Source organism: Phragmitibacter flavus, assembly GCF_005780165.1.
GTDB lineage: Bacteria > Verrucomicrobiota > Verrucomicrobiia > Verrucomicrobiales > Verrucomicrobiaceae > Phragmitibacter > Phragmitibacter flavus.
Map to the genome: position 1 here is coordinate 176,712 of NZ_VAUV01000008.1, position 24,777 is coordinate 201,488.

Below are 24,777 nucleotides of genomic sequence, written 5' to 3' on the forward strand. Positions count from 1 at the left end.
ACGTTCCGAGCCATCATTGAATCCACAGATGCCAGACCGCTACTTTTTCGCCGCCTGAAAATTCGCCTTCGCCTGCTCACGGGCGGCACCCACGACATGCGTGCAAGCTTCCACGCACAACAACGGCACCACATCACCAGCAACGGAATCATCCGCATTCAACGGCTGTTTCTCCAAAGCTATCTGGGTGAGCGGCTGCTGGTCATCCAGCTTCCAGGTCAGACGCCGTGAGCATTTGGCATAGGACCCACACTCCCGCGCCACCAGCGCCTGCGCCTGTTCATCCGTGATGGTGTTGGCAAATTTATACATGCCGGTCTGCCGACCCAAGGTTTCACGAAGCGAAACCGGTTGCAAAGTCCCCGCCTGCCGATGCTCCCAGAGGCCCAGCGCAGCCGGATAGAAAAAATCGATCGCCAGCCGCAGTTCCTCCCGCGTTGATAGATGCAGCTTCCATCCGCGCTTCAAATTGGGCGCGGTTTTGATGGGCCGATAGATCCCTGCATCATCATAAATGCCGAGATCACGGGCGGCGGTCGGATCGGTGTGCAACTCCAGATCATCCAATGCCGACGCATCATCCACATGACAAATCAGCCACCCTTCCTTGCCGGAAGCCGGTCCGATGTGCAGTTGCCCCATCGTAAAAGTTCCATCAGGAATCCCCTCGTCGGGAGCAATCCACGTCGGCGATGGCGCGGGATCAGGGCGTTTGAAATCGTTAATTTGATCCAAGATGACATCGGCCATCAACGCCTCGGTGCCGATCGCGCTGCTATAATAAAGGGTCTTGCCATACAGATGGTGCGGATTGTGGCGAAACACATCGTTCTGACTCAGCGCCGCTGTAGGCTCGCTTTCAATGCCCAGCAAAACAGGGATGTCCTGGTAGCTGTGCAATCCATCCGCAATAAAAAACGGCACCACCACCACGTTCGGAGCGCTGGCCAGTTCATGCCACTTCGCGACCAACGGCGGCTCTTCCATGTAAGCCCCCAACACTTCCGCAAACCCATGTCCGCCATCGCGAATGAGAGCAACCTGATCTTCAATCGCCTTGGTTGAGTTCTCGTTCAACGTCGTGCCATGACCGACGATGATCAAACTGGTTTCCCCGCGCGGCACTCCGGGAGCCACTTCATCGGCACGCTTGAGCAGCAGCTTGGTCATGCTCGGATGAATGCCCACCGGATCGGTGTAATAGATCAAGCGACCATCGCGAAACGTCACCGGTCCATCCAATCGCAACTCACGCGGAAGAATCTGCTGACAAAAATACCCTTCACTGATGAAGTTCGGAACGATGTGAATCTCAGGACTGCGCAGCTGATAAAAAATCTCGCGCATCGACGGCTCCTCTTTCCAAAACGCACACGCCACCTCGTCATAAAGGCCACGACGCCGAATCTCGTCGGCATGTTGATGGGTGGGAGTGCTGGAATCAGGGTTCACCGTGGAACCGTGACCGATGATGAGGAGCGCGCGCATGAGGGTTGGTTGGAGTTCGACTGAATGAGAATAAACAATGCCAGCATGGTTACGCTCCAGCCTTCAGAGCTGAACCAAATAACCTGAATCGATCAATCATTCGACCGCTCACCTGAGCGTGCGCGGAATAAACACCGCCTCCATGCCCGCAGCAGCCGCTGCTTCGAGCCCACTTCGACCGTCTTCAAACACCAGGCAATCTTTCGGATCCACTCCCATGCGTTCAGCCGCGAGCAAAAACATGTCCGGCGAAGGTTTGCCGCGCTTGACGTTCTCGGGCGTGATGATGATGGAGAACAATTCGATCAGCCCAGTATTGGTAAGGCACGCCTGGACAATCGGCGCCTCGCTTCCGGATGCGACCGAGATCGGCGCATTTCCGTGCAGTTTGATCGCATAGTCGGCCACTGGATTGATGCGCTGAATCTCGGGAATGCGCTGCAGGAAAATCTCCGACTTCGCCCGCACCACCGCTTCGGCGTCGATGTCGACGTCGTGAAGTTTGTTGAGGATGCGCACCGTGTCCGCCTCGGGCACACCGGCATAGCTGTAGAACTCTTCCTCGGTGAAAGGATAAACGGCTCCGTTCAATCGAAGGGCCTCAATCCAGCACACATAATGGATGGGCATGGAATCCACCAGCGTGCCATCACAGTCGAAAATGTAGCCCGCATAGGGGCGGTCGGGTATGTCCAGCATGAATGAAAAAGGTCTCAAAAATACGCCTTGGAATCTTGGAGCGGTAAAAAAATCCTCCGGGACTCAAGAATCCTGCTGATCGTAGGATTGTGCGTGGCCATTTTTGGCCGTTGCCGTTGCCGCTGCTTCCGCAGGCAAAGCCGTCGCATTGCCACCCACCAATTTGCGGAACATGCGTTGCGGGAAACTGTTGCCACGTTCTTCCGTCTCCAATTGGGTCAATGCCTGCGATTTGGCAATTTCCCAAGCAGGCGCAAACCCTGGCGCACTGATGTTCATCTGCTTTTCAGCCCGCGCATAAATTTCCATCTCGCGTTGCACCTTGTTGTCGGTGCGGTCGTTGAGTCGGGCCACTTGAAGTCGCAGGTTCTCATTCTCCTTAAGGAATTTTTCACGCTCTTTGGAAAGTTCATTCAACTGACGGTGCTCCAACTCCATTTTGTCGCCCAACATTTTTTTGTAACGGCGAAACTCCCGTGAAACACTCCAGTAGGCACGCAGCGCGAGAAGAAAAAAGGCCAGACCAATGACGAGTCCGATAACCAGTGCCCACATGTGGGTGGTGTTGAGATGCAAATCCATGAGTTTGAATGTAGTGGCAATTGCAGCGCTGAAAAATGGAATTTCTCAGGCCGCCGCATTTGACCGGCTTTCTTGATCTTCAGGATCAAGAGCCGTCGCCGCAGATTGATACGATGCCTAAAGCGCAAGCGCGTTCAATTTTTTTGTGCCGATGACCTTCCCTTGCCGGTTCCACCAAACCCAAAAGAAAAATGTAATCAAACGACCAAGAATATACGCATTTGTTAGTTAATTATTATAGTGATTATACTCAGTTTAGACTTGTATAGGATTCAACTTCGGCTTTCTTGGATTATCGTTCCGCAGCGGAGACGCCTTTTTCCTGAACTTTTCACGCATGTCGGCTTCCTCGAAATCCCCCGCTTCCCCCTTTTCGGCCCCCTCCAAAACGGCTTCCCCGCTCGCGTTTTTGCAACCGTTCGGGAATGATATTTGTGAGTCGTGGCACGAGGCCGAGGTTTCGGTGGCCATGCATGAGGAAGCGCTCGACACCATGCGTTCCCTGGAGGCCGAAGGTCGCATCGTTTTGTTGAGCGCCCCACGCGCCGGCCACGGCAAGACCCATTTATTAGGACGCGTAGCCGCCCGACTCCAGCCAGCCTCGGTCGTTGCGGCCCTGCCTTGGCAAACGCGTGAAGGATTGACCTGGGAGTCCACCGGACGAGGCGTGCTTCAAGATCTCGCGGCCCAACGTGGCACTCCCGGCATGCTCAATGAAGTTTGCGGAGGCGTGCTTGCCACCTTGTTGCGGCGAATGATTCAAACGGGTCAGGTTCCGAGCGCCAATCCCGGAAAAGCGTTGCGTTTGCTGCAGGAAAAACCCATGCAACTTTTTTCCCGCGAAGGCGACGCCAGGCCGTTGAGCGACTGGTTTCATAAGCACTTCACCGCTCTGCGCAAGAAGCTCGCCGCGAGCACCGGGTTGACCGCTTCCCCCTGGATCGAAGCCTGGCTGCATCGCTTCATGCAAGCCGTTTCCCTTCCGACGAACGAAGCTCTGACCGTTCTATTGCAAGGCATTCAAGGCAGGCAGGCCGAACAAAGCGCCGCATGTCTACTGCGACTTTTGTGCCTTTGGAAACCGCTGGTGTTGGTGGCCGATCACATGGACGGACTCTATCGCGACACCGAAGCCGGCATGGAAGTCGCCCGCATGTCCTTGGCCCTCACCACGCTTCCGCGTGTGCGGGTGGTGTTGAGCATGAATCAGGATTTGTGGGACACCACCCTTGGTCGACAGCTTCCCAGTGCCATGCAGGATCGCTTGAGTGCGCGCAACGTGTCGCTTCACGGTCTCGGATTGGACGAGGCAACCGCCCTGGTGGAATTGCGCCTCAAGGAAGCACAGGTTGGCGCGGCGGACAGTCGGGCGTTTCTGCAGTTTGTGGATCTCGACAGCTTCTTTGCCACACGTGCGGCCGGATCGGTCGCCCCTCGCGAACTGCTCCGGTTTGCCGCCCGCCGTTGGTATCGCTGGCTGCATCCCGATGCCGATCCCTCACAGGTTAAATCTACAAAATCCACCGCGGACACAGCATCGGCTTCATTCCTGATGGTATCTCCAGACGACCATGATTCCGAACTCGATCGCCTGACCCAAAGTCTCCAACAAGATGCAGGTGGCAAGGTGGTCGATCTCACGACTTTCGACGGCGAATTTGAACCCGCCCCCGTCGGTGTGGTGCCACTTCCCGAAGACGTGCCCTGGAAAGGTTCTTTTCTTCTGGGCGACGAAGACGACGGCGATGAGACGCAGTCGGATGCCGAAATCCCCTTGGCAAACCTCTTGCCACCACCGCCGCCCAGCACCCTGCTCAAGTTGAGCGAGATGATGGCACGTCTGCAAAAACGCAAACCGACGGAGGCGGCATCATCATCACCGGCCTCGGCCAACGACAAACAAACGCCGGCAACGCCTTCGGAACTGCGCGACCGCTTTGAAGAACTGCGTGCCGGAGCATCCAGCTCGCATCTCGACGAACCCATGTTGCAGGACATCGTGCGGCTCGCCGGACATCGCTCCGCACTGGTCAAGCACGACGAGCTGGAACTGCCGGGATTGACCGGCCAAACCATCCCTCGCTGGACCTGGCAGGGAATGGAAGTCATCTTCGGAATCGCTCCGCTGAACCGACCCGAAGATTGGCAACTGCTGGCCAGTTACGTCGCGGGTCGCCTTGCCGAATTCGCCACCGCCGCCGATCAGTTCGGTGAAGCGGCACCCGATTTTAAATGGGTCGTCTTCACCCACGAACCTGCGGGTGTCGCCATCCAGAGTCTTTTTGATTCCGCCGTGATCCCCTCCGCGCTTCGTCACTACATGGACGAAGTGAACTTGACCCCTCCTCAACAGGCGGACCTGATCGCCCTGCGCAGTCTGGTCAATGAGTGCTCCTCCCCAACCGACCCCGCACTGACAGCAGCCCTGCAAACTTTGCTGGCGGACCGCTTGGAATTTTTCTGGCGACGCATCACCCGGCCCCTGAAGGCCTCCGCTTCATAAAGCAAAACTCCGTCAAAAAAACATCCATTCTGCCCCGGGCGCGCTCTTGTGGGCAGCGGGACATGTGTTAGGATGCGCGCTTATGGCAGCACTGGTCCGGGTCAACAGCCTGAAAATTCACTTTCCCATTCATGCCGGGTTTCTCCGTCGCAAGGTGGACGAAGTGCGTGCCGTGGACGACGTCAGCTTTGAGGTTCAAGAAGGCACCACTTTGGGATTGGTGGGAGAAAGCGGCAGCGGCAAATCCACCTTGGGCCGTGCCCTGCTGAAACTGGTTCCCGCCACCGAAGGTGAAGTTTTTTACCGCGAAACCAGCATCCTGCCGCTGCGCGAAGCCGCCTTCCGCCCCATGCGCAAAGAGATGCAGATGATTTTCCAGGATCCGTTTGGTTCGCTGAATCCGCGCATGCGCATTGATGAAATCGTCGGCGAACCGCTGCGCATCCATTTCCGCCATCTCGATAAAGCCGGCCGTCGAGACACCGTCGCCGCACTTCTATCAAGAGTCGGTCTTCCGCCTGAAAGCATGTGGCGTTATCCTCACGAGTTCAGTGGTGGCCAGCGGCAACGCATCGGCATCGCCCGAGCCCTCGCCGTGCAACCGAAGTTTCTGATCTGCGATGAACCCGTCAGTGCGCTCGATGTCAGCGTGCAGACTCAAATCATCAACTTGCTCAAGGAACTCCAGGAGCAGTTCAAATTAACCTATCTGTTCATCGCCCATGATCTTGCCGTGGTGGAACACATGAGCGACGACATCATCGTGATGAACCGTGGCCGCATTGTCGAACAAGGCACCTCCGAGCAGGTGTGCGGCGATCCCCAGCACGAATACACCAAGAAACTGCTCGCCGCCGTGCCGTCTCTATGAAAATCAGACAAAAGACTTCAAGACAAAAGACCGAAGACCCAGCCGCGACCCCGCCTGAGCCATTCCGTCTTTTCTGAGCAATTCTTCTGTCTTCCGTCTTCCTGTCTTCTGTCTTCTTATGACCCCGCTTTTTAGAAAATTCCTCGGCATCAACTGGCTGTTGTTTGCCAACATGATCCTGCTGCTGGTGTGGGGCGTGTGGGCCATTTACAACGCCTCCTCCTTTCGTGACGGAGCCGCGCTCGCAAGCAAATGGCGCGATCAGGTGCAATGGGGCGCGGTGGGGATGGTGGTGTTTTTCGGTGCGGCGCTGATCGACTACAAATGGATTCGATGGGGAGCAGGATTGATGTATATCGCGGGCATTGCGGGCCTTGTAGCGGTGAAACTTTTTGGGATCGACTTGAAAGGGTCCAAGAGTGTCATCGACCTGGGCCCCGTTTCCATCCAGCCCTCCCAAATGGCCATTGTTGCCACCATCGCGGTGTTGGCCGTGATCCTTGGTGACATGCATCGCATCACCCCGTGGTTCCGCTACCACTGGTTGCGCCTCGGAGTTTGTGGCATTCTCGCCGCCGTGCCCATGGCGATGGTCTTAAAAGAACCCGACCTTGGCTCCGCCGCCGTTTACGGTCCCGTGGTTGTCGCCATGCTGCTGGTCGGCAGCATCCCTTTCCGCTACCTCATCACGCTCTTCCTGGTGGTCATGTGCGTGCTGCCGCTCGCCTACTTTTTCGGCCTCAAACCTTACCAGAAGAAACGCGTCGAGGTGTTCACCGACATGCTGATGAACAAAAAAGTCGATGTTCAAGGCGATGCCTGGATGGCCGACAAGGTGCAGATCGCCGTGGGCTCCGCCGGCTTCGATGGCAAAGGTCCGCTCTCCGTGAAGGTGCTCGACCAGCGTTCCGTGCATCGCACCTTCTTTTCCGAAACCGAGGCCATCAACGACTTCATTTACGCCGTGATCGTGGAAGAATTCGGCTTCCGCGGCGGCATGTTCCAGATCGCCTTCACCGCCATGATGCTGCTGCAATGTGTCTTTGTCGCCTTCTATGCCAGGGATCAGCTCGGGCGACTGCTGGCCGTGGGCGTCACGGCCATGATGTTCGCCCATGCCATGCAAAACATGGGCATGAACGTCCTCATGATGCCCATCACCGGTCTGCCCCTGCCCTTTACCTCCTATGGCGGCACCTTCCTGGTCGTCTGCCTTTTCCTGATGGGCCTGACCCAAAGCGTGTGGATTCACCGTAATGTGTCGCCCGTCTCCAATAAACGCCCTGGAGATCAGGACGAAGAAGTCGCCTATTAACAGATTCGGAGGGGACAATCCCCACCTCAAGCACGTCGGAGAACCCCATCTGCCAGTTGCTCAAACCCCCAATCGGCCATAGAATTCACCCCCAAGATGATTGATCGATCCAACCCGGCACGTTCCAAGGCGACGCCATCGCAACTGTTGCTGCGCGCCAGCATCATCGCCGGATTTGCCGCGCTCTTCCTGGTCCAGCTGCTCGTCACCTTCCGCGGACTTTCCTCACCCGCCGCCATGGAGCAGGCTCAAATGGCCCGCGAAATTGCCCGTGGCGAAGGATTGAGCACCAAAATGATCCGTCCCTTTGCCCTGCGCCAGCAGATGGAGGCCGGCAAGACCGTGGAGGTCGACCAGATGCCCGAGACCAAGCAGCCGCCGCTGCCCTCGCTGCTGATGGCCCCCATTTTCAAAGGCCTTGAGGTTCATTGGGAAAACACCGCTGAAACCCGCGTCTATGTGCTCGACCGCGTGGTCGCCGCGCTGTCCCTGTTGTTTTTCATCGGAGCCATGGGGCTGACCCTGCTCACGGCACAACGATTGTTCGACCAACGCATCGCCAACTGGACCGTCATCACCATGGCTGCCTGCTCCCTGCTCTGGGACCTCGCCACCACGGCCCTCGCCCCGATGATGCTGCTGTTTTTTTTCAGCGCCATCATGTTCCTTCTCGTGCTGATGATCGAACGCCATGTCGATCAACGCAGCAACAACATCCTGTCAGCCCTGGGCATCGGCGTCCTCGCCGTGCTCATGGTGTTCACCAACTGGATGGCCATCTGGCTGCTGCCCGGACTGACCATCGCCGTCGCCCTTCTGGTAAGACCGCGCGGGTTCCTCATCCTGGTGCTGTTGCCGACCGCCGCCGCCTTAACTTTTTGGGGCATGCGCAACTACCAACTCACCGGCGATGTGCTTGGTGCCGCCAAATCCACCTTCCAGGCCATCCTCATCGGCCAGCCTGAAGTGGCCAGCCAGCGCAGCTTCTCCACCGTCCAGTCCGCCATCGATCCGGAAGCCCTGACCCGCCACTTCCTTCAGCAGACCGTCATCCAGATCAACAACCTCTATCAAAACCTTGGTGCGGCACTCGCCGCCATCATCTTCTTCCTGGCGCTGCTGCATCCCTTCAAACGCCAGGAAACCCTCTCCGCCCGTGGAGCCCTTGTCCTGATGTGGCTCGGTGTCTTCATTGGCACGGGCCTGGCCGGAAGCAATCAGGCAGAGACCTCGGAACGCCAGCTTCATTTCCTCTTTGTCCCGCTCTTCAGCGCCTATGGTCTGGCCTTTCTGTTTGTTCTGTGGGCACGGATCCCCGCCGGTCAGGGAAACGGATGGGTGGCGCGCCACAGCATCGCCGCCATCGCCACCGCCATCACGGCGCTGCCGATGCTCCAACTTCTGCCTCCCGCCATCTCCGCCGGCATCCGCAACAAAGGCATGATGGCGCAGTGGCCGCCCTACCTCCCCGAACGCTTGGCCCTGCTCAAACCCATGGTGGGCGAGAATGAGGTGCTCGTGTCTGATATGCCTTGGGCGATTGCCTGGTATAGCGACCGACCCTGCATCTGGCTGCCTCGCGACCCGGCACAACTTGAAGAGATTCGCACGCTTGCCACCAGCCGCCAAAAATCCGTGGCCGGACTGGTATTGACCCCATGGTCGACCAGAGGCGACGCCATCAATTCCGGCCTGACCAACGAATACGAACCCTGGGCACCGCAGATTTATTATGGCACCGGACAGTGGCACGGGGTCGACACCATGGCCCAGCAAACCGCCTTTCCCTTTCGCAGGTTTTTCCCCCTTCATGGTCGGTTCGGCACCGGCGGTCGTCTGATCCTCGAAATGGTCTTCATGACCGACCGGGCGCGTTGGGAGACAACAGAACCAAATCCTGATTGACCTCCCCGCTTCATTCCACTTGCGAGCAGCCGCCAAGCAGGCATGGTAACCGGCTCGCGCCATCACCATGTCCGACCAAGAACGCCCTATCGAAGAACTCGGCTTTGAAGAAGCCATGGAGTCTCTGGACACCCTCGTGTCCTCGCTCGAAAGCGGCCAGCTCCCCTTGGAAGAAATGGTCGGCGCTTATGAACGCGGCATGGCCCTGCTCCGGGTCTGCCGTTCCCGCATCGACACGGCAAGACGCCGCGTCGAAGCCATCAACCTCAACCTCGAAGGCAAAACTCAAGCGACCCTCACCGAATTCGCGCCCATGGACACCCCGGAAACAGCCTCCCCCGCTTCCCCGGCCTCTCCCAAACGCAGTTCAAAAAGCAAAGAGCCCGGCGACAAAGCCGGCTCCGGTGAAATCCGCCTCTTCTAGCTCGTCCGATTGAAATAAATCCTACCACCATGGCGGAACTTCCTCACATCCACTCACCAGCCGACCTCAAAGCTCTTCCCCAGGAACAGCTCGCTGACCTCGCAGAAAAAATCCGGCAGGATCTCATCACCACCCTGGCGGAAACCGGCGGCCACCTCGGCCCCAACCTCGGCGTTGTCGAACTCAGCATTGCCCTCCATCGCGTCTTCAACACCCCGAAAGACAAGTTCATCTTCGACGTCGCCCATCAGGCTTATGTCCACAAAATGCTCACCGGGCGCTGGGACAAAATCCACACCATCCGCCAATACGAAGGCCTTAATGGCTTCTGCCTGCGCACCGAATCCGAACACGACTGCTACGGCGCAGGCCACGCCGGCACCGCCGTCTCCGCCGCTCTCGGCATGGCCGTTGGGCGCGACCTCCGTGGCGCCGAAGACGAAAACGTCGTCTGCATCGCCGGCGACGCCGCCTTTACCTGCGGCCCCACCTTCGAAGCTCTCAACAACGTCGCCGCGCAGACCAAAAAGTTCATTTTGGTCCTCAACGACAACGAATGGTCCATCGACCGCAACGTCGGTGCCATTGCCAAATACCTCAACCAGATCAACACCCACCCCACCTACGCCCACCTCCACCAGACCGCCGCCGGCCTGCTGGAAAAAATCGGAGGCAAAACCATCCGCCGCATCGCTGGCAAGGTTGAAGAAAGCGCCAAGGGTCTGTTGCTCACCACCAACTCCCAGCCAAGCCCCACCACCTCCGTCATCTTCGAAGAATTTGGCTTCCGCTACTACGGCCCCATCGACGGACACGACCTGCCGTTGCTGATCAAAACTTTTGAGTTCCTCAAAACTCAAAACCAGCCTGTCATCCTCCACATCATCACCGAAAAAGGCCGCGGCTACCGCCCTGCGCTTGATGATCCAGGCAAGTTCCACGGACTCGGCAAATACAACATCGAAACCGGCGAGACCCAGGCCACCGCCTCCCCCACCTACTCGCAAATCTACGCCCGCAGCGTCACCGATTTCGCCAAGGCCGATGAAAAAATCGTCGCCATCACCGCTGCCATGCCAGGCGGCACCGGCCTCAGCGTCTTCAAGAAGGAAATCCCCGAACGTTATTACGACGTCGGCATCGCCGAAGAACACGCGGCCCTGTTTGCCTGCGGCCTCGCCGTCCAGGGACTCAAACCTTTCCTCACCATCTACTCGACCTTCATGCAACGCGCCTATGACATGATCGTTCATGACATGGCGATTCAAAACCTCCCTGTCCGTCTCGCCATGGACCGCGGCGGTCTCTCCGGCGACGACGGCCCAACGCACCACGGCCTGTTTGACATCGGTTACCTCCGTCCCGTCCCCAACATCGTCCACATGCAGCCCAAGGACGAAGACGAATTCGTCGACATGCTGTGGACCATGGCCAACTACGAAGCCGGCCCCATCGCCATCCGTTACCCACGTGGCAACGGACCCGGCGTCACTCCAAAAGACAAACCCCAGCTCCTCGAAATCGGAAAAGCCGAAGTCGTCGAACCCGCCGGGGAAATCGCGCTTATCGGACTCGGCGACATGTTTGTCATGGCCCAGGAAACCCGCGACCTTCTCGCCGCCCAAGGCATTCAGGCCGCGTTGATCAATCCGCGCTGGATCAAACCCCTCGACACCGCCGTCCTCGAACAATTTGCCGCCCAGTGCAAAGTCATCTGCACCTTTGAAGACCACGTGCTTCATAACGGCTTCGGATGCGGCGTCATCGAGCATCTGCACAGCGCCGGTTTCACCACTCCCATCGTGCGCATCGGCTGGCCCGACGAGTTCATCGAACACGGCACCATCCCCATCCTGCGCGCCAAACACGGCCTCACCGCCGAAAACGCCGTCGTCAAAATCCTCGCCGCCCTCGGCAGATAAATCAAGGAGGAGGGACCTTCGTGTCCCTCTCATCTTTTCATCCATCCCCCTTGTGTGAGCTGGCAAATTCCCGGCTCACCCGATCCGCGCCTACTTGTCCTTCTTCCCAAAAGGCCAGAACCTGCGCTTTTTCTCTTCCTTCGGTGCCCCAGGGGCCTGCTGTGTCTGATTCTGAGTCTGGGCCGGAGCCATCTGAGTCTGCTGCATCTGCTGCTGCCGGTAGGCCTCCTCATACGCCTGCTGCTGAGTCGGCTGCACGTATCCTGAACTCGGCGACACACTCATGATCTGCGGTTGTCCCCCCGGCTGAACCACCCCCGTCGGCTGCGGATTCCCTGGATTTAGCGCATTCACCGCATTCCCCGGCGTCACCCTTTCCGGTGCCCGTTTTCTCCCGGTAAAATCCAACGTCGCCACCTTCATGTTCGGTGCGTTCACCTTAAAATCATAAGCCAGCGGTCGCAGCTTTTGCCCCGCCGCATCATATTGGTGAATCACCCGACGAAAAACTTCCCCGCTGGTGTTCACACAACGCTCCTCCTTCAAGCGCCCCAAGTCATCAAAACCAAACAGCACCTTCGCAATCAAATTGCCCGCGCCATCATGAATCACCCCCTGAATGGGGTCGCCATTGCGGTTCACCTGGAAAGTCTTTTTGCTGATCGGTGTGCCGCGCGAATCAAAAGTCGTCTCCGTGATCTCCCCCTTGTTCATGTCCTTCACCGACTCCGTCTGTGTGCCATCATCATGCAACACCTTCTTCCCATGCTGAATCCCGGAATAAAAAATACTCTGCGCCACTGCCACCTCGCCACCCAACAACCCGAGCAACATCAACCCCATGGCAAGCCTGAGCAAAAACGAACAATTAAACTTCATTGATTGAGGCTACCACAAACCCCAAAACCCAGCAAGACCCTCTGTTTTCGCCCTCATCCTTCATCCTTCATCCTTTCAGAAAGCCATATCAGTGCCGATTCACGGTCGTTCAAAACCCCCTCCAGTTGCAAAGTCTGCACCCCCAACAATAGCTCCCCGATCCTCGGACCCGGCACCACCCCCATCGCCAGCAAATCATGACCCGTCACCAGCGGCGGCGGAATCAGCGGTTTCGTCTCCGCTTCATAACCCGCCCGCTTCTCCTTCAACAACTCATAATTGTCCAGCATCCCGTTGCTCGACAGACAATCCACCCGGTGCAGCTCCAGCTCGTCCTCAAAATAGGGACGCGCCATGAACCGCTTCAAGGTCGACTCGCGCATGTGCGGCACATCCTTGAATCCCATGTGATTCGCCACCGCCTCCACCGTCGGATCCACCACCTGATTTGGAAACTTCAAACGCCGCAAAATCTTTCCCGCCTTGATCGCCCCCAAACGATCATGCCCGTTGAAACGAATCCGACCCGTCTCATCCACCGTAAAAGTCTCCGGCTTCGAAATATCATGAAGCAGCACCGACCACACCAGCGGCAACGACACCTCATCCCCCAGCAGCTCCAGCATCTTGCGCGTGTGCACAAACACATCCCCTTCCGGATGAAACTGCGGCGGCTGCTCGCAACCCTGCAACTCCATCACCTCCGGCATCACCGCCTTCATCAATCCGCTTTCCACCAGCAAATCAAATCCTCGCACCCGGTTCCGATCCAAAAAGATCTTGTTCAACTCATCGCGAATCCGCTCCGCGCTCACCGACACCACCTCACCCGCCAGTTCCTTCAAAGCCTCCCAAGTCCCCGTCTCCACCGGAAACCCCAACACCGTCGCAAACCTCACCGCCCGCAACAAACGCAAACGGTCCTCCTGGAACCTCGACCGCGCATCGCCAATCGCCCTCAACACCCGCGCCTCCAGATCCACCCGACCTCCCACAAAATCCAGAACCTCGTCCTTCAGCGGATCATAAAACAACCCGTTCACCGTGAAATCCCGACGCTTCGCATCCTCCTCCGCACTGGTAAACACCACCGAATCCGGCCTCCTGCCATCCGAATAATCGCCATCCTGACGAAACGTCGCCACCTCGAAATTTTCTCCATCGCGATGCACCACGATCACCCCAAAATGTGCCCCCACCGCATGCGACCCGGGAAACAACCCCATCACCTGCTCCGGCCGCGCACTCGTCGCGATGTCAAAATCCTTCGGCTCCTTGTCCAACAACATGTCACGCACACAGCCACCCGCAAACACCGCCTCATGTCCGGCCGCGCGCAACTGTTTGACTAGACTGGTCGCAATCTCTCGCATCAAAAAAGACTTTTTGTTCACTACCCCGGATTCGGCCAATCATTACCGACTCTCGTTAATTTTTTCAAACCTACCTTCTTGATCGCGATCTCGGCTTGTTGATCTGCGGCAGCTGAATTCCCAGTTCCGAAGCAAACACCACCGGCGGCGGCGTGGCATTGTTGTAGTCCGCATCATCAAAATGCCACCACTCCGTGTCCAGCATCGTGAACCCCGCCGTCAGCATCGCCTGTTGCAAGGCACTCAGGTTGCGTCGCACTTCTGGATCACTCCCCGAATACAAATAATACGAAAGCGGTCCCCCTTCATCAAACCCCGTCGGCATCTTCACCTCCCGACCTTTCAAATCCGTCAACGTCAAGTCCACGGCCGTGCCCGAGCAATGCCTCGACCACACAATCGACGGATCAGCAAACATCCCTGTCCGGCCCCCATGCTCAAACAAACTCACCTGAACTTCCGGCGGACGCCACGCGTCCCAGATCTTCAATCGATAACCCTGAGGCCGCAAAATGTCCGCCGCCACCGCCAGCTTGCGCGCCGTCGTCACATGCAGAACACACGGCAAATGCACCGGATACAGCCCCTGATAGGTCACGTTCTCTTTGGTGATGTATCGCATGTCGACCACCGCATCCGGCACCAGCTGAGTCACCCCCACCAACGCCCGTTGCGCCGCCCGCATGTTCACATCCCCGGGCACAAAACCCTTCCTGGCCGCAGGATCACCTGCACACTGACAGAGAAACAACCCTGAAATAACCACACAAAGCCAACGCATCATCCTTCAATTAATAAAATTAAGTTTTCCCCTACAACCACACGCAGGCTAACATTGCCAGCACTTTTTCACCACCGACCCGCCCATGCCGTCCACCCAGCTCATCGAGTTCCTCCTGCACAGCATTCTCTTCGTGCTCGGTGCCAACATCGGCTCCTTCCTCAATGTCGTCATCTACCGGCTCCCCCTCGGCATCTCCCTCAGCAATCCCAAGCGCTCCTTCTGCCCCCACTGCAAAACCCAGATCCCCATTTATCGCAACATCCCCCTCTTCACCTGGCTCTTCCAACGCGGCAAATGCGCCGCCTGCAAAGCCCCCATCCCCTTCCGATATTTCTTCGTCGAACTGCTCACCGCCGTCCTGTTTTATCTGATCTTCCTCAAATTCCGCGGCCACTGGGACGACATCACCGGCTGGGGCGACCTCGTCCTCATTTATTGGATCTTCACGGCCCTGCTCATCGCCGGCACCTTCATCGACATCGATTATTTTATTCTCCCCCATGAAATCACCCTGGGTGGACTCGCCGTCGGTCTCCTCGGCAGCTACCTTATCCCCGAGATGATGGGCGAAGTCGAACGCGGACGCGCCATCCTCCTTTCTTTTGTCAGCGCCTGCATTGGCCTCGGACTGCTCTGGACCGTTGTCGAACTCGGCAAACTCGCCTTCGGCCGACTCAAACAAAAGTTCGACCAACCCGAGTCCTGGACCATTCACCAACCCGACGAAACCCAGCCCCCCATCTTCAAAATCGCCGGCGACGAACTCAGCTGGGCCGACATCTACACCCGACCCAGCGACCGGCTCATCATCACCGGCCCCGCGATCACCATCAACGACGAAACTTTCACCACTGCGAATGCGAAAGCCGAAATCACCGTCGACAAAATCAAACTCCATCTCTCTTCCGGTGAATCCAAAACCTTCTCACTCGAAACCGTCACCAAACTCGAAGGCAAGGCCACTGACATCGTCATCCCGAGAGAAGCCATGGGATTCGGCGACGTCCTCCTCATCGCCATGATCGGCTCCTTCCTTGGATGGCAGGCCGTTTTTTTCACGATTGTCGCCGCGTCCTTCCTTGGCAGTCTCCTCGCCATCCTCCCGCGCTTGATCGGCAAAACCGAATGGACCGCCAAAATCCCCTTCGGCCCCTACCTCGCCGGCGGAGCCATGATCTGGCTATTCTCCGGCCCGCAATTGGTGGACTGGTATCTCACCAAGACAGGGTTTAGGGATTGGTAGGAATAGGAGCGGGCAACTGCCAACTAGATAAGCTTTACCCAACAAAGCTATCAGCCAGCGCGCGCGGCAACCAAGTAAAATGTGTGAGAACGAGATCCAAAAATATTGGAGCTTGAAACTCTATCCGCCACCGCCATCGGATCTCCGATTACAACTATCTTTTCCGCCTCAGAAAGAATGTTATGCAGCTAAAGCCGAACAAAATCATGCGAGATGGCTCCGGAACGGCTGTAAAGTTATAAACTAGGGTTATATCGTCTATGCGCCAATTCGTGGTGCTGGACGTCGCGGTCGCATTGTCTCCCAGTAAAGAAAACACAAAGGTGGTGCCCGCCGAACTAGTGAAATCGGCAGGATTAATCAAACTCCACTCACTGTTTCTGTTTAATGCTCCTGATGCCAATGAAGTCGAAGCGCCTCCATCGACAGAGACAGACAAAACCCAATCTTGAGGTCCAGTGCCCGTCACCCGGGAACCAAAAGTAATATCGGTGAATGTTAACTGTCCACCATTCTGGGCCGTCAATGTCCACGTCAGCAATCCATCAATCGTGTCTCTAGTATTTAGGCCCGCGTTCATTTCACCTGATGCCCCTGTATACGTTCCCGTGCCAGTGCTGGGTGATGTGGTGTTGATAGCCGTGAAACCCGAAAGGGTCCCACCTGCCACCTCTGCGGAGTTAATCGTTGTTGGATTCGCATTGGAAACGGCAGTTCCCATGTTCCAGTAGATCGTCGCAGCCTCCATTTGAATAGTTGCCAGCAATAACAGGGCAGACACCAGTCCGCCCATTGCACGCAAATGCCTCAAACTCGCAGATGATAATGGTGACATAAGATTTGTTAGACGGTTAAGGACTCAGAGAATAATGATTCCGTCGGGCCAAGGCTCAATATTGCTCGTGTGAACAATATGACATTTAGCACTCGTTCTCACCCCGCTAACTGTTCGCACGATCAATGCCAGTTCGCCCCGGTGATCTCGCATGACCACAAGATACCATCATCCAACCCTCCAAATTCCGTTCGCTCACCCCTGCGGAACGCCCAAAATCGCCAGCGCCCCCACGGGCACCGTTGGCCGCAATGGGATCGGCTGGTTCATCGGGGCGGTCACTTGATGGATCTCGCTCTCATCCGGTTTCCACACCTCCCAGTCCGGCGGCACCCCGGGGACTTCCTCAAAAAATCGGCGACGCACGTCCTTGGTCTGCTGACTCAGCAGTTCATGCATCCCCGCCTGACAAGTGAAACAGATCAGCAAACTGTCCAAAACCTCGTTGCGCTCGCAAAGCGCCGTGGTGGTAAAGTCCTGATTGGCGATTCCCGGCCGCCCGCTTCCACAAAACGCACACTCTTCCGTGCCTTTCGAACCATCGCGCATGTGCTGCTCCTGATGATTCAACAAATTTCCCTTCGACTCCTCTGAAAACTCCGCCAGCAAAGCATCACGGCACACGGCACAAAACGCATATTCAAAAATGCACTCCCCCGCACGCCAGGCTTTGTTGATCTGATAAGGCTGACCCTCAATCAACGACGCCGAGCAACGCGAACACTCCTGAAAAGGTCCGTCGTGCTCGATGCTGTAAAATTCCTCTTCCATCCAGTCCATTTAAAAACAAAAACGAAAAGGCAGAAAGCGGAAAATCGCCTTCTGCCCTTTTGACCTGTGCGATGAACACTATTTCATCACAATTCCCGACCGCTGCCGCCCTTTCCTTACTTCCAACCCGCGCGATCAAACACCCGCACGGCGGCTTCCTGATTTTCGCCAAGTTTCGGGAACGTCTCCAGGTCCATCTTGAATTTGCCCCACGCCTCATGCGTTGGGCTCAGGGAAACATCCAGGTTCACCGGAAACTCATGGGAACCATTGGCGATCATTTTCTGCACTTCGGGCGTGGTCAAAAACTCCAGATACTTGGTCGCGTTCTCCACATTTTTGGCATGCTTGGCCAATCCCGCACCGCCGATGTTGCACTGCGCTCCGCGTCCGTCCTGATTCGGAAACAACACCACCACCTTGCTCGCCGCCTCGCGATCCGCGGCATCTTCTGAATTCGCCAGCAAACCCAGATAATACGTGTTCGAAACACAAACATCCGCCAGCCCTGATGCCACGCCCTTGATCTGATCCCGATCCCCGCCCTGCGGTGCGCGCGCCATGTTCCCCACCACCGCCTTCGCCCAGGCCTCCGCCTTCTCCTCACCATTCGCCGCAATCAACGATGCCAGTAGTGACTGGTTGTAGCTGTTTCCCGAAGACCTCACCAACACACGACCACGCCATTTTGGATCAGCCAGATCCTCATAATTTTTGATCTCCCCCGCCTGCACCCGATCCTTCGCATACATGATCACCCGCGCCCGCACCGTGTAGGCATACCACTGCTTGTCTGCATCCCGCAGCCCCTCGGGCACCCGGTCGTCCAGCAGCTTCGAATCCATCGACTTCAACAGCCCCGCCTCCTTGGCCCGCTGCAAACGCCCCACGTCCACCGTCACCAGCAAATCTGCCGGACTGCTTTCACCCTCCGACTTCAACCGCTCAATCAACTGGTCGGCCTCCGCGTTCACCACCTTCACCGCAATGCCCGTTTGCTCCGTGAACAGCTGGTTGATCGCCTCATCCACCTTGTAATGACGGTGCGAATAAACATTCAACTCCGAAGCATCAACCGACCCGATCCCAACCGCCATCAAACCGGCCCCCATCAGCAAACCACCCATCTTGGAAACTTTGTTGCGAATAAATCTCATCATTCACCTTTATCCAATCTCACTGCCATAATCAAGAAAATTCCATCCTTGAAATTTATCCCTGCACGTGGCTCGTAACTGTCCACTGCCCATGCGACTCCACGATCTCACCCGCAACAAATCCTTCCTCCGCCGTGGATTCCTTATCATCATCGGCAGTTCCATTCTGATTTGTTGGATCATCCAGTTCTTTCGCAGCGCCCAGCCCTCCGCCGTCCTCGATCTTTTGCCGACCTCCGAACTCAGCCAGCTGCGCGAAAGTTACCAACGGCTCCGCCTCGCCTCATCCTCATCCCCCGACCCCGCCGCACTTGCCGACTGGCTGCGCTCCGCCGCCATCCTCCATGAATACACCAGCGTCCCCGAAATCGAAATCAACGAACCGGAGCAAACCGTCGAAACCCTTTTCCGCTGTGAGATCCCCGTCCTCATCCAGCAGCATACCCGCAACGAAACCGAGCGTCAGCTGTTCACCGACTACACCCGCGTCCGCTTCCTCAAAGCGTTTGATCCGCGAGCCGAAGCCCGCAACCGGCTCGAACAATCTTCCCTCAAAGAACCACCACCCCGATTCGCCAACGAACTGTTCGCCGATCTCGAACGCCTCGACCAACGTCCCCGCCAGGCCCTGCTCGCCTACCTCCGCGAAGCCCCCCAACCCGAAGCCATCTACGCACGACGCACCGCCCTGCGCCTCGCCCTCGAACTTCAGGACACTTCCGCCCTCGAACTCCTCGTTCGCGAACCCTCCTTCGCCAGCGAAACTCCCTACCTGATGCTCCGTCAGGTGGCCCTCGACCTCAAAGACCACTCCCTGCTTCTCCAATCCCATGCGCGCATCGTCCTCAACCACTGGACCCAACCCGTCCCCGTGGCCATCGCCCTCCTGGCCACCACCATTTGGGGTTTCATCCTGTTTTGTTCCGGTAACCGTCGTAAACGCACCCTCTGGCTTTGCGCCGCCGCCATCCTTTGCGGAATCGCCAGCGCCTGGCTGGTCCGCTGGAGCATCGACACCCTCCAATACGGCCTCGAAAACGAACAACAATCCACTCCGGTCCACCAAATTTTCCACTGGATCATGTATGTCGGCATCCCCGAGGAAACCGCGAAACTTCTTTTGCTGCTCCCTTTTGTTCCCCTGATGCTCACCCGGCTCACCACCAGCGGTGCCGCCCTGTTGGGTGGATTTGTCGGACTCGGTTTTGCCCTGGAAGAAAACCTTCAATACTTCATCAATCACAGCGAAGCCGTGGCCATCGGACGACTGCTCACCGCGAACGTCATCCACTTCAGCCTCACCGGACTCATCGCCTGGCAACTCCATCGCCTCCTGCGATCCCGTTTTCACCTCGCCACCGACTTCCTCGTCGCCTTTGCCCTCATCGCCATCGCCCATGGCCTCTACAACTATTTCATCGTCGCCGACGGTGGCGATGGAGGCAGTCAGTTGTTCGCCTTCATCATCCTCGCCCTCGCCGCCCGGCAATACCTCAAAACCCTTCCCACCGACGAACCCACCGGACGCCGTTTTGTCATCTCGCGAACCTGTGTGTTTGTGTTTGGGGCCACTCTGCTCACCGGATTGGTCATGATCATTCTGACCTTTCGCAACACCAGTCTCGACGCGCAGACCATCGCCCCCGTTCTCGCCGGTGCCATCGCCCTGATTCCCGTCGGCCTGATCTTCATCCACGAGTTCGACGAAGTAAGGTAACAGTAAATCGTCCTCGTCCTCCTACTCGAACTCGTCCTCGAAACTGCGCGGCCCTCACGCCCCGCGTCACCAATTCAGACATCCTCCTCCTACTCTTACTCCTCCTCCTACTCCCCACTTTGCGGCAATCAGCTTCCCCGCCGCCAAGTCACCCACCAAAAACAACGACTTGTGTCTCATTCAAAGCGCCTCATCCGAGGACGAGTTCGAGTAGTAGGACGAGGACGAGAATACCGTTAGAAACACCCTTTCCCTAACTCGGAAGCCATGGGTGTTAGCGATCCACAATGCGGGGAGGAAGAGGAGGAGTAAGAGGAAGAGGAAGAGGAGGATTTTAGCTCCCCACAACCCGTCTCTGAAAACTCTCGATCGCCTCATAATTCGCCAATCCCAATCCATCATACTGCTCGGCCGTCATCTGGTTCACCCTCGTCACTTCCTGCTCCATCGAAGTCAGCGACTGACACCTTGCCAACGCCCGCGCTTTCCTTTCCAACTGCATTGGACTGATCGGCATCGCCATCGCAATCTGCCATGGCTCCAATGCCTTCTCCCTGCCGCGATACAACCACACCGAACACGCATCCACCCACGTCTCCCCCTGCAGACTTGCCAGCCCCTGTTCCACCAGCTTTGCACATAGAGCCGCCACACTCGATGGATCAGACGCACTCCCCGTCAGGTAAATCTGGTGCGGCATGAACTCCCGCAACAGCCCCGTCACCAACCGCTCATCCTCCGACCCCAATACAAAACGCCGATACCGACCCTTCTCATAAAACGGTAGATCAAGGAACCTCAGCCGCTCATGCGACAACCCCAAAGCCTGCGCCGCATCCCGCACCTCCCCTCGCAGAATCAGACTCTTCAACTGCCTAAGCGAAGCCGGATCCTCCCCGACCGCGCCCTTGTCCGTCAACGATTGCAATGTCATCCGCGCATACTCCGCCTGCTGACCCCACCCCTCCGCAAACGTCTCACCAATCTCCAGAAGAATCGACGCAAACTTGTCAGCCTCACTGTCCGGCACCCGCAAATTGCCACTCGTCATGCACACCACCATCACCTCATGACCCTGCTCCACCAAGCGGTCAATCGTCGCCCCAATGCTCACCACCGCATCCTGCGGCTCCGGACTAAAAATCAAACACCGCTTCGGATACGGCTTCGCCCGCTCCGGCCGGAACGTGTCATCCGCCCCCGGCTTCCCACCCGGCCAGCCCGAAATCGTGTGCTGCAGCTGATTAAAAATCCGGATGTTCAACTGATAGGCCGGACCCTGCTCGCTCAACAAATCCGACAACCCGTGCTCATTGTAATCCTCATCCGTCAGCTTCAACACCGGCCGCTTGAACGTCGATGACAACCAGCAAACCGCCCGCCGCGTCTCCTCCGGTGACCACCGCACCGGCCCCGTCAACCATGGCAGCTTGATCCGCGTCAACTCCCTCGACGCCGGAGCATCAATCACAAACCGCGCATCCCCATGCTCCTGCAAAAAGGAAGCCGACACCGCCTCCGTCACCACTCCCTCCACCGCGCGCGCCACCACCTCCGCCTTGCCCTCGCCCCACGCCATCAAAACAATCTTGCGCGCCCGTAGAATCGTTCCCACGCCCATCGTGATCGCAAATCTCGGCACATTCTCCTCCCCACGAAAATCCCCCGCCGCATCCTGCCTCGTGATCCGGTCCAGCGTGATCCGACGCGTCAAAGAATCCCTCGACGATCCCGGCTCATTGAACCCGATATGTCCCGTGCGCCCAATTCCCAGAATCTGAAAATCAATCCCCCCCGCCGCATCGATCATCTCCTCATAAGCGTGGCAGTGATCAAAAATCTCCTCCACCGCCACCAGCCCGCTTGGCAGATGAATGTTCTCATCGGGAATGTCCACATGATCAAACAACTGCTCGCGCATGAAGCGGAAATAACTCTCCGGATGCGTCGGCGCCAGTCCATGATACTCATCCAGGTTAAACGTCACCACATTTCGCAAACTCAAACCCTCCTCGCGGTGCAAACGGATCAATTCGCGATAGAACGGAACCGGCGTCGACCCTGTTGCCAACCCCAAAACCACCTGCCTGCCCTCCTTCTGCCGAGTCTCCACCAACGCCTTCACCTCCCCTGCCAGCGCCGCAGCCGCAGCCGATGAAGTCTCAAAAATCACCGTCGGAATTTTCTCAAAAATCTCAGCAGTAGAGCGGCGCGAAGTCATATAAAAGAGAGGAAGTGTTACATCTCCACACTAGCCGTTTATCGCTCAATATTACTTCCGTTATTCCAGCGTTGTTGTGTGTTTTTTGTTGCCGAAACCTTCCAATGCAACTCCCGCAAATCACGTCTAACATCGCCCCATGCATCCTTCCGTCGCCCTTCGAACGCTCATCCTGGCGTGGCTATTTGCACACGCCTCCAGCCACGCCCAAACTCCCATTCCCGTCCCCACGGAAACCAACATCTCCTACGGTCCCCATTCCGCCCAGGTTCTCGACTTCTACCGTGCCAAAACTCAAGACGACCAACCCGCGCCCCTCATGTTTTTCGTCCACGGCGGCGGCTGGATGAACGGCGACAAAGCCAATCCCGATTTCCTCAACCAATGCCTCGAATCCGGCATTTCCATCGTCTCCATCAACTACCGGCTCATCCCTGACGCCATAGCTCAAAAGGTCCATCCTCCCGTCAAAGCCTGCCTCGACGACACCGCCCGCGCGCTCCAGTTCGTCCGAAGCAAAGCCGCCGAATGGCACATCGACAAAACCCGCATCGGCGGCTGCGGGGGTTCCGCAGGAGGCTTCAACGTCCTCTGGCTCGCCTTCCATCCCGACCAGGCCCAGCCCCAAAGTCCCGACCCTATCGCGCGCGAATCCACCCGACTCAGCTGCGTCATCGCCTTCGTCCCTCAAACCTCGCTCGATCCCGTCCAGATGCGACAATGGATTCCCAACAACGACTACGGCCATCACGCCTTCTCACTTCCCAGCATGCAGTCCTTCATCGACCAACGCGACCAGCTCCTCCCCCAAATCGAACCCCTCTCTCCCTATCACCTCGCCACCTCCGACGACCCGCCCGTCTACCTCTTCTACGACTCCATCCCCGCCCTCGGCCAACCCGCCAAAGACCCGCCCCACTCCGCCAACTTCGGACTCGGCCTCGTCGAAAAACTCAAGCAAGTCGGCATCGAATACCAGTTCAATCACACCGGAGCCAAAGACATCAAACACCCCAACATCTTCGACTTCTTCCTCGAACACCTCAATCCCGCCAAACCATAACACCCTTCCTATTTCCCAGGCACCGCAATCCCAATCATCGGCCCTAAGTCCATCTTCTTGTCGTTCCGCTTCAATTCCGGCGCATACAAGCTCGAAATCGTCCCGTCCAAAAACAACGCATCCGGACACTTCAGCACATCCCGAAAGAACGTCGCAAACTCGTAAAAATTCACCGGCTCCTCGCTGATCGCAAAAAACACCTCGTGCGGCGATTTTACGCCCACACCATTGCGGAACAAACGCGACTTCGACTCCAAATTAAACATCGGATGCAAAATCCCCGCCCTCAACAGAAGCGGACCCGATTGTGTCGCCAGTTTTACCCTCTCCTTCTCCCGCACCTTCAAATACTCCGCCGACTCCACCACACGCGCTCCTTTGTCGCTGATCAAAAAAACGCCGTTGGGTTTCAGGAAAAAATTCCCTTCCGCATCTTCAAGATTCAACGGCACCACTTGCCTTCCATCCGCCACATACAAACCCACCGCCGAAAAATCCCCATGATACATTCCCGCATTCATCGCAAAACTTAAAACCCGGCCTTTCGCCTCAAGCCATGCGCCTAGACCATCAAACGATTTCAAGGGCAGGCCCGCATCATCCCGATGGAACAACTCCAATTTCTCCTTTCGCAAGTCCACTTTGCACACCGTCACCTTCTTTCCAGCGGCCATCATCTCGAGATACTCAACCCCCATCAGCGAACCTCCCGCCAACCAAAGCAGTCCAAAAGAAACAAGTGCGAATTTTTCAAACATGGATGAAGTCTACCTAAACCCTGCAAACTCGACAACCTTCATGACCGCAAAGAATACCATTGCTCTGATGAATGCTGAAACTACAAGGAGCCCGCCAGAAGCCCTGTCATGGTCTCCGTCGTCCTTCAGCATTAACATCGCCCGTCGCTTTCAACAGACAGCCTCTCCCAAAACGGTCACCTTAGGGCTCACCCACGTCCGCTTATAGGATGGATAACAGTTGGGAAGCCCATGAGCAGGCGTCCCCGCCAGCGTCTGTTAGCGTAT

20 protein-coding genes are annotated in these 24,777 nt (G+C 57.1%); 9 read left to right on the forward strand and 11 right to left on the reverse strand.

Features of this window, described 5'->3' with window-relative positions:
• Positions 1-39: 39 nt before the first annotated feature.
• The 3 genes from FEM03_RS12100 to FEM03_RS12110 all read right to left on the reverse strand — a co-directional run bounded on the left by FEM03_RS12100 (position 40) and on the right by FEM03_RS12110 (position 2,769).
• Complete coding sequence (locus FEM03_RS12100) at positions 40-1,488, reverse strand: CbiX/SirB N-terminal domain-containing protein (RefSeq protein WP_138086526.1); 1,449 nt, start codon at positions 1,486-1,488, stop codon at positions 40-42.
• A 108-nt stretch (positions 1,489-1,596) separates the two neighbouring features.
• Positions 1,597-2,187, reverse strand: coding sequence for an HAD family hydrolase (locus FEM03_RS12105; RefSeq protein ID WP_138086527.1), 591 nt, complete (start codon positions 2,185-2,187; stop codon positions 1,597-1,599).
• A gap of 63 nt (positions 2,188-2,250) precedes the next feature.
• Positions 2,251-2,769: a hypothetical protein gene (locus tag FEM03_RS12110; protein ID WP_138086528.1), complete on the reverse strand. Its 519-nt coding sequence runs from the start codon at positions 2,767-2,769 to the stop codon at positions 2,251-2,253.
• A gap of 493 nt (positions 2,770-3,262) precedes the next feature.
• Here FEM03_RS12110 and FEM03_RS12115 point away from each other — a divergent pair, with 493 nt between their 5' ends.
• The 6 genes from FEM03_RS12115 to dxs all read left to right on the forward strand — a co-directional run bounded on the left by FEM03_RS12115 (position 3,263) and on the right by dxs (position 11,709).
• Positions 3,263-5,272, forward strand: coding sequence for a hypothetical protein (locus FEM03_RS12115; protein ID WP_138086529.1), 2,010 nt, complete (start codon positions 3,263-3,265; stop codon positions 5,270-5,272).
• Between the two features lie 82 nt (positions 5,273-5,354).
• Positions 5,355-6,143: an ABC transporter ATP-binding protein gene (locus FEM03_RS12120; RefSeq protein WP_138086530.1), complete on the forward strand. Its 789-nt coding sequence runs from the start codon at positions 5,355-5,357 to the stop codon at positions 6,141-6,143.
• Positions 6,144-6,261: 118 nt separating this feature from the next.
• On the forward strand, positions 6,262-7,458 hold the full coding sequence (locus FEM03_RS12125; RefSeq protein ID WP_138086531.1) for an FtsW/RodA/SpoVE family cell cycle protein: 1,197 nt from the start codon (positions 6,262-6,264) through the stop codon (positions 7,456-7,458).
• Positions 7,459-7,554: 96 nt separating this feature from the next.
• Entirely contained in the window at positions 7,555-9,363 is a 1,809-nt protein-coding gene (locus FEM03_RS12130; protein ID WP_138086532.1) for an ArnT family glycosyltransferase, read from the forward strand.
• Between the two features lie 67 nt (positions 9,364-9,430).
• Positions 9,431-9,787: an exodeoxyribonuclease VII small subunit gene (locus FEM03_RS12135; protein WP_138086533.1), complete on the forward strand. Its 357-nt coding sequence runs from the start codon at positions 9,431-9,433 to the stop codon at positions 9,785-9,787.
• Between the two features lie 29 nt (positions 9,788-9,816).
• Positions 9,817-11,709 (forward strand): 1-deoxy-D-xylulose-5-phosphate synthase, encoded by a 1,893-nt coding sequence (gene dxs / locus FEM03_RS12140; protein ID WP_138086534.1) that lies wholly within the window; start codon positions 9,817-9,819, stop codon positions 11,707-11,709.
• Between the two features lie 90 nt (positions 11,710-11,799).
• Here dxs and FEM03_RS12145 read toward each other — a convergent pair whose 3' ends face one another.
• Genes FEM03_RS12145 through FEM03_RS12155 form a run of 3 tightly spaced genes read right to left on the reverse strand, consistent with a single transcriptional unit; the run spans position 11,800 to position 14,745 of the window.
• On the reverse strand, positions 11,800-12,588 hold the full coding sequence (locus FEM03_RS12145; protein WP_138086535.1) for a hypothetical protein: 789 nt from the start codon (positions 12,586-12,588) through the stop codon (positions 11,800-11,802).
• Positions 12,589-12,641: 53 nt separating this feature from the next.
• Positions 12,642-13,982: a CCA tRNA nucleotidyltransferase gene (locus tag FEM03_RS25585; RefSeq protein WP_276609655.1), complete on the reverse strand. Its 1,341-nt coding sequence runs from the start codon at positions 13,980-13,982 to the stop codon at positions 12,642-12,644.
• A gap of 49 nt (positions 13,983-14,031) precedes the next feature.
• Positions 14,032-14,745, reverse strand: a complete 714-nt coding sequence (locus tag FEM03_RS12155; protein WP_138086536.1) for a M15 family metallopeptidase — start codon at positions 14,743-14,745, stop codon at positions 14,032-14,034.
• Positions 14,746-14,827: 82 nt separating this feature from the next.
• Between FEM03_RS12155 and FEM03_RS12160 the strand changes: the two genes are divergently transcribed.
• Positions 14,828-15,988: a prepilin peptidase gene (locus FEM03_RS12160; RefSeq protein ID WP_138086537.1), complete on the forward strand. Its 1,161-nt coding sequence runs from the start codon at positions 14,828-14,830 to the stop codon at positions 15,986-15,988.
• A 154-nt stretch (positions 15,989-16,142) separates the two neighbouring features.
• Here the strand turns inward: FEM03_RS12160 and FEM03_RS12165 are convergent, their stop codons facing one another.
• From FEM03_RS12165 to FEM03_RS12175, 3 genes are all read right to left on the reverse strand, one after another.
• The gene (locus FEM03_RS12165; RefSeq protein ID WP_138086538.1) at positions 16,143-16,823 is read right to left on the reverse strand and encodes a PEP-CTERM sorting domain-containing protein; all 681 of its coding nucleotides are present in this window, start codon (positions 16,821-16,823) and stop codon (positions 16,143-16,145) included.
• 195 nt (positions 16,824-17,018) lie between these two features.
• Positions 17,019-17,603 carry a hypothetical protein gene (locus FEM03_RS12170; protein ID WP_138086539.1) on the reverse strand — a complete coding sequence of 195 codons (585 nt, stop codon included), beginning with the start codon at positions 17,601-17,603 and terminating at the stop codon, positions 17,019-17,021.
• Between the two features lie 107 nt (positions 17,604-17,710).
• Positions 17,711-18,754: a Fe(3+) ABC transporter substrate-binding protein gene (locus FEM03_RS12175; protein WP_206170982.1), complete on the reverse strand. Its 1,044-nt coding sequence runs from the start codon at positions 18,752-18,754 to the stop codon at positions 17,711-17,713.
• Positions 18,755-18,842: 88 nt separating this feature from the next.
• Between FEM03_RS12175 and FEM03_RS12180 the strand changes: the two genes are divergently transcribed.
• Positions 18,843-20,468: a PrsW family glutamic-type intramembrane protease gene (locus FEM03_RS12180; protein WP_138086540.1), complete on the forward strand. Its 1,626-nt coding sequence runs from the start codon at positions 18,843-18,845 to the stop codon at positions 20,466-20,468.
• Between the two features lie 334 nt (positions 20,469-20,802).
• On the opposite strand, the gene nagB is transcribed toward FEM03_RS12180, so the two are convergent.
• Positions 20,803-22,689: a glucosamine-6-phosphate deaminase gene (gene nagB / locus FEM03_RS12185; RefSeq protein ID WP_138086541.1), complete on the reverse strand. Its 1,887-nt coding sequence runs from the start codon at positions 22,687-22,689 to the stop codon at positions 20,803-20,805.
• Between the two features lie 139 nt (positions 22,690-22,828).
• On the opposite strand from nagB, the gene FEM03_RS12190 reads away from it, so the two are divergent.
• A complete protein-coding gene (locus FEM03_RS12190; RefSeq protein ID WP_138086542.1) occupies positions 22,829-23,752 on the forward strand; it encodes an alpha/beta hydrolase in 924 nt (307 codons plus the stop codon).
• Positions 23,753-23,760: 8 nt separating this feature from the next.
• Here FEM03_RS12190 and FEM03_RS12195 read toward each other — a convergent pair whose 3' ends face one another.
• Positions 23,761-24,510 (reverse strand): phosphodiester glycosidase family protein, encoded by a 750-nt coding sequence (locus FEM03_RS12195; protein ID WP_240772756.1) that lies wholly within the window; start codon positions 24,508-24,510, stop codon positions 23,761-23,763.
• Positions 24,511-24,777: the final 267 nt, after the last annotated feature.

What these genes read in the sequence shown, in the direction of transcription:
- FEM03_RS12180 (WP_138086540.1), top strand. Translation starts at nt 18,843, where the DNA reads ATGCGACTCCACGATCTCACCCGCAACAAATCCTTCCTCCGCCGTGGA.
- FEM03_RS12190 (WP_138086542.1), top strand. Translation starts at nt 22,829, where the DNA reads ATGCATCCTTCCGTCGCCCTTCGAACGCTCATCCTGGCGTGGCTATTT.
- FEM03_RS12135 (WP_138086533.1), top strand. Translation starts at nt 9,431, where the DNA reads ATGTCCGACCAAGAACGCCCTATCGAAGAACTCGGCTTTGAAGAAGCC.
- FEM03_RS12100 (WP_138086526.1), bottom strand. Translation starts at nt 1,488, where the DNA reads ATGCGCGCGCTCCTCATCATCGGTCACGGTTCCACGGTGAACCCTGAT.
- dxs (WP_138086534.1), top strand. Translation starts at nt 9,817, where the DNA reads ATGGCGGAACTTCCTCACATCCACTCACCAGCCGACCTCAAAGCTCTT.
- FEM03_RS12115 (WP_138086529.1), top strand. Translation starts at nt 3,263, where the DNA reads ATGCGTTCCCTGGAGGCCGAAGGTCGCATCGTTTTGTTGAGCGCCCCA.
- FEM03_RS12160 (WP_138086537.1), top strand. Translation starts at nt 14,828, where the DNA reads ATGCCGTCCACCCAGCTCATCGAGTTCCTCCTGCACAGCATTCTCTTC.
- FEM03_RS12125 (WP_138086531.1), top strand. Translation starts at nt 6,262, where the DNA reads ATGACCCCGCTTTTTAGAAAATTCCTCGGCATCAACTGGCTGTTGTTT.
- FEM03_RS12110 (WP_138086528.1), bottom strand. Translation starts at nt 2,769, where the DNA reads ATGGATTTGCATCTCAACACCACCCACATGTGGGCACTGGTTATCGGA.
- FEM03_RS12155 (WP_138086536.1), bottom strand. Translation starts at nt 14,745, where the DNA reads ATGATGCGTTGGCTTTGTGTGGTTATTTCAGGGTTGTTTCTCTGTCAG.
- FEM03_RS12145 (WP_138086535.1), bottom strand. Translation starts at nt 12,588, where the DNA reads ATGAAGTTTAATTGTTCGTTTTTGCTCAGGCTTGCCATGGGGTTGATG.
- FEM03_RS12165 (WP_138086538.1), bottom strand. Translation starts at nt 16,823, where the DNA reads ATGTCACCATTATCATCTGCGAGTTTGAGGCATTTGCGTGCAATGGGC.
- FEM03_RS12195 (WP_240772756.1), bottom strand. Translation starts at nt 24,510, where the DNA reads ATGTTTGAAAAATTCGCACTTGTTTCTTTTGGACTGCTTTGGTTGGCG.
- FEM03_RS12105 (WP_138086527.1), bottom strand. Translation starts at nt 2,187, where the DNA reads ATGCTGGACATACCCGACCGCCCCTATGCGGGCTACATTTTCGACTGT.
- FEM03_RS12175 (WP_206170982.1), bottom strand. Translation starts at nt 18,754, where the DNA reads ATGATGAGATTTATTCGCAACAAAGTTTCCAAGATGGGTGGTTTGCTG.
- FEM03_RS12120 (WP_138086530.1), top strand. Translation starts at nt 5,355, where the DNA reads ATGGCAGCACTGGTCCGGGTCAACAGCCTGAAAATTCACTTTCCCATT.
- FEM03_RS12130 (WP_138086532.1), top strand. Translation starts at nt 7,555, where the DNA reads ATGATTGATCGATCCAACCCGGCACGTTCCAAGGCGACGCCATCGCAA.
- nagB (WP_138086541.1), bottom strand. Translation starts at nt 22,689, where the DNA reads ATGACTTCGCGCCGCTCTACTGCTGAGATTTTTGAGAAAATTCCGACG.
- FEM03_RS12170 (WP_138086539.1), bottom strand. Translation starts at nt 17,603, where the DNA reads ATGGACTGGATGGAAGAGGAATTTTACAGCATCGAGCACGACGGACCT.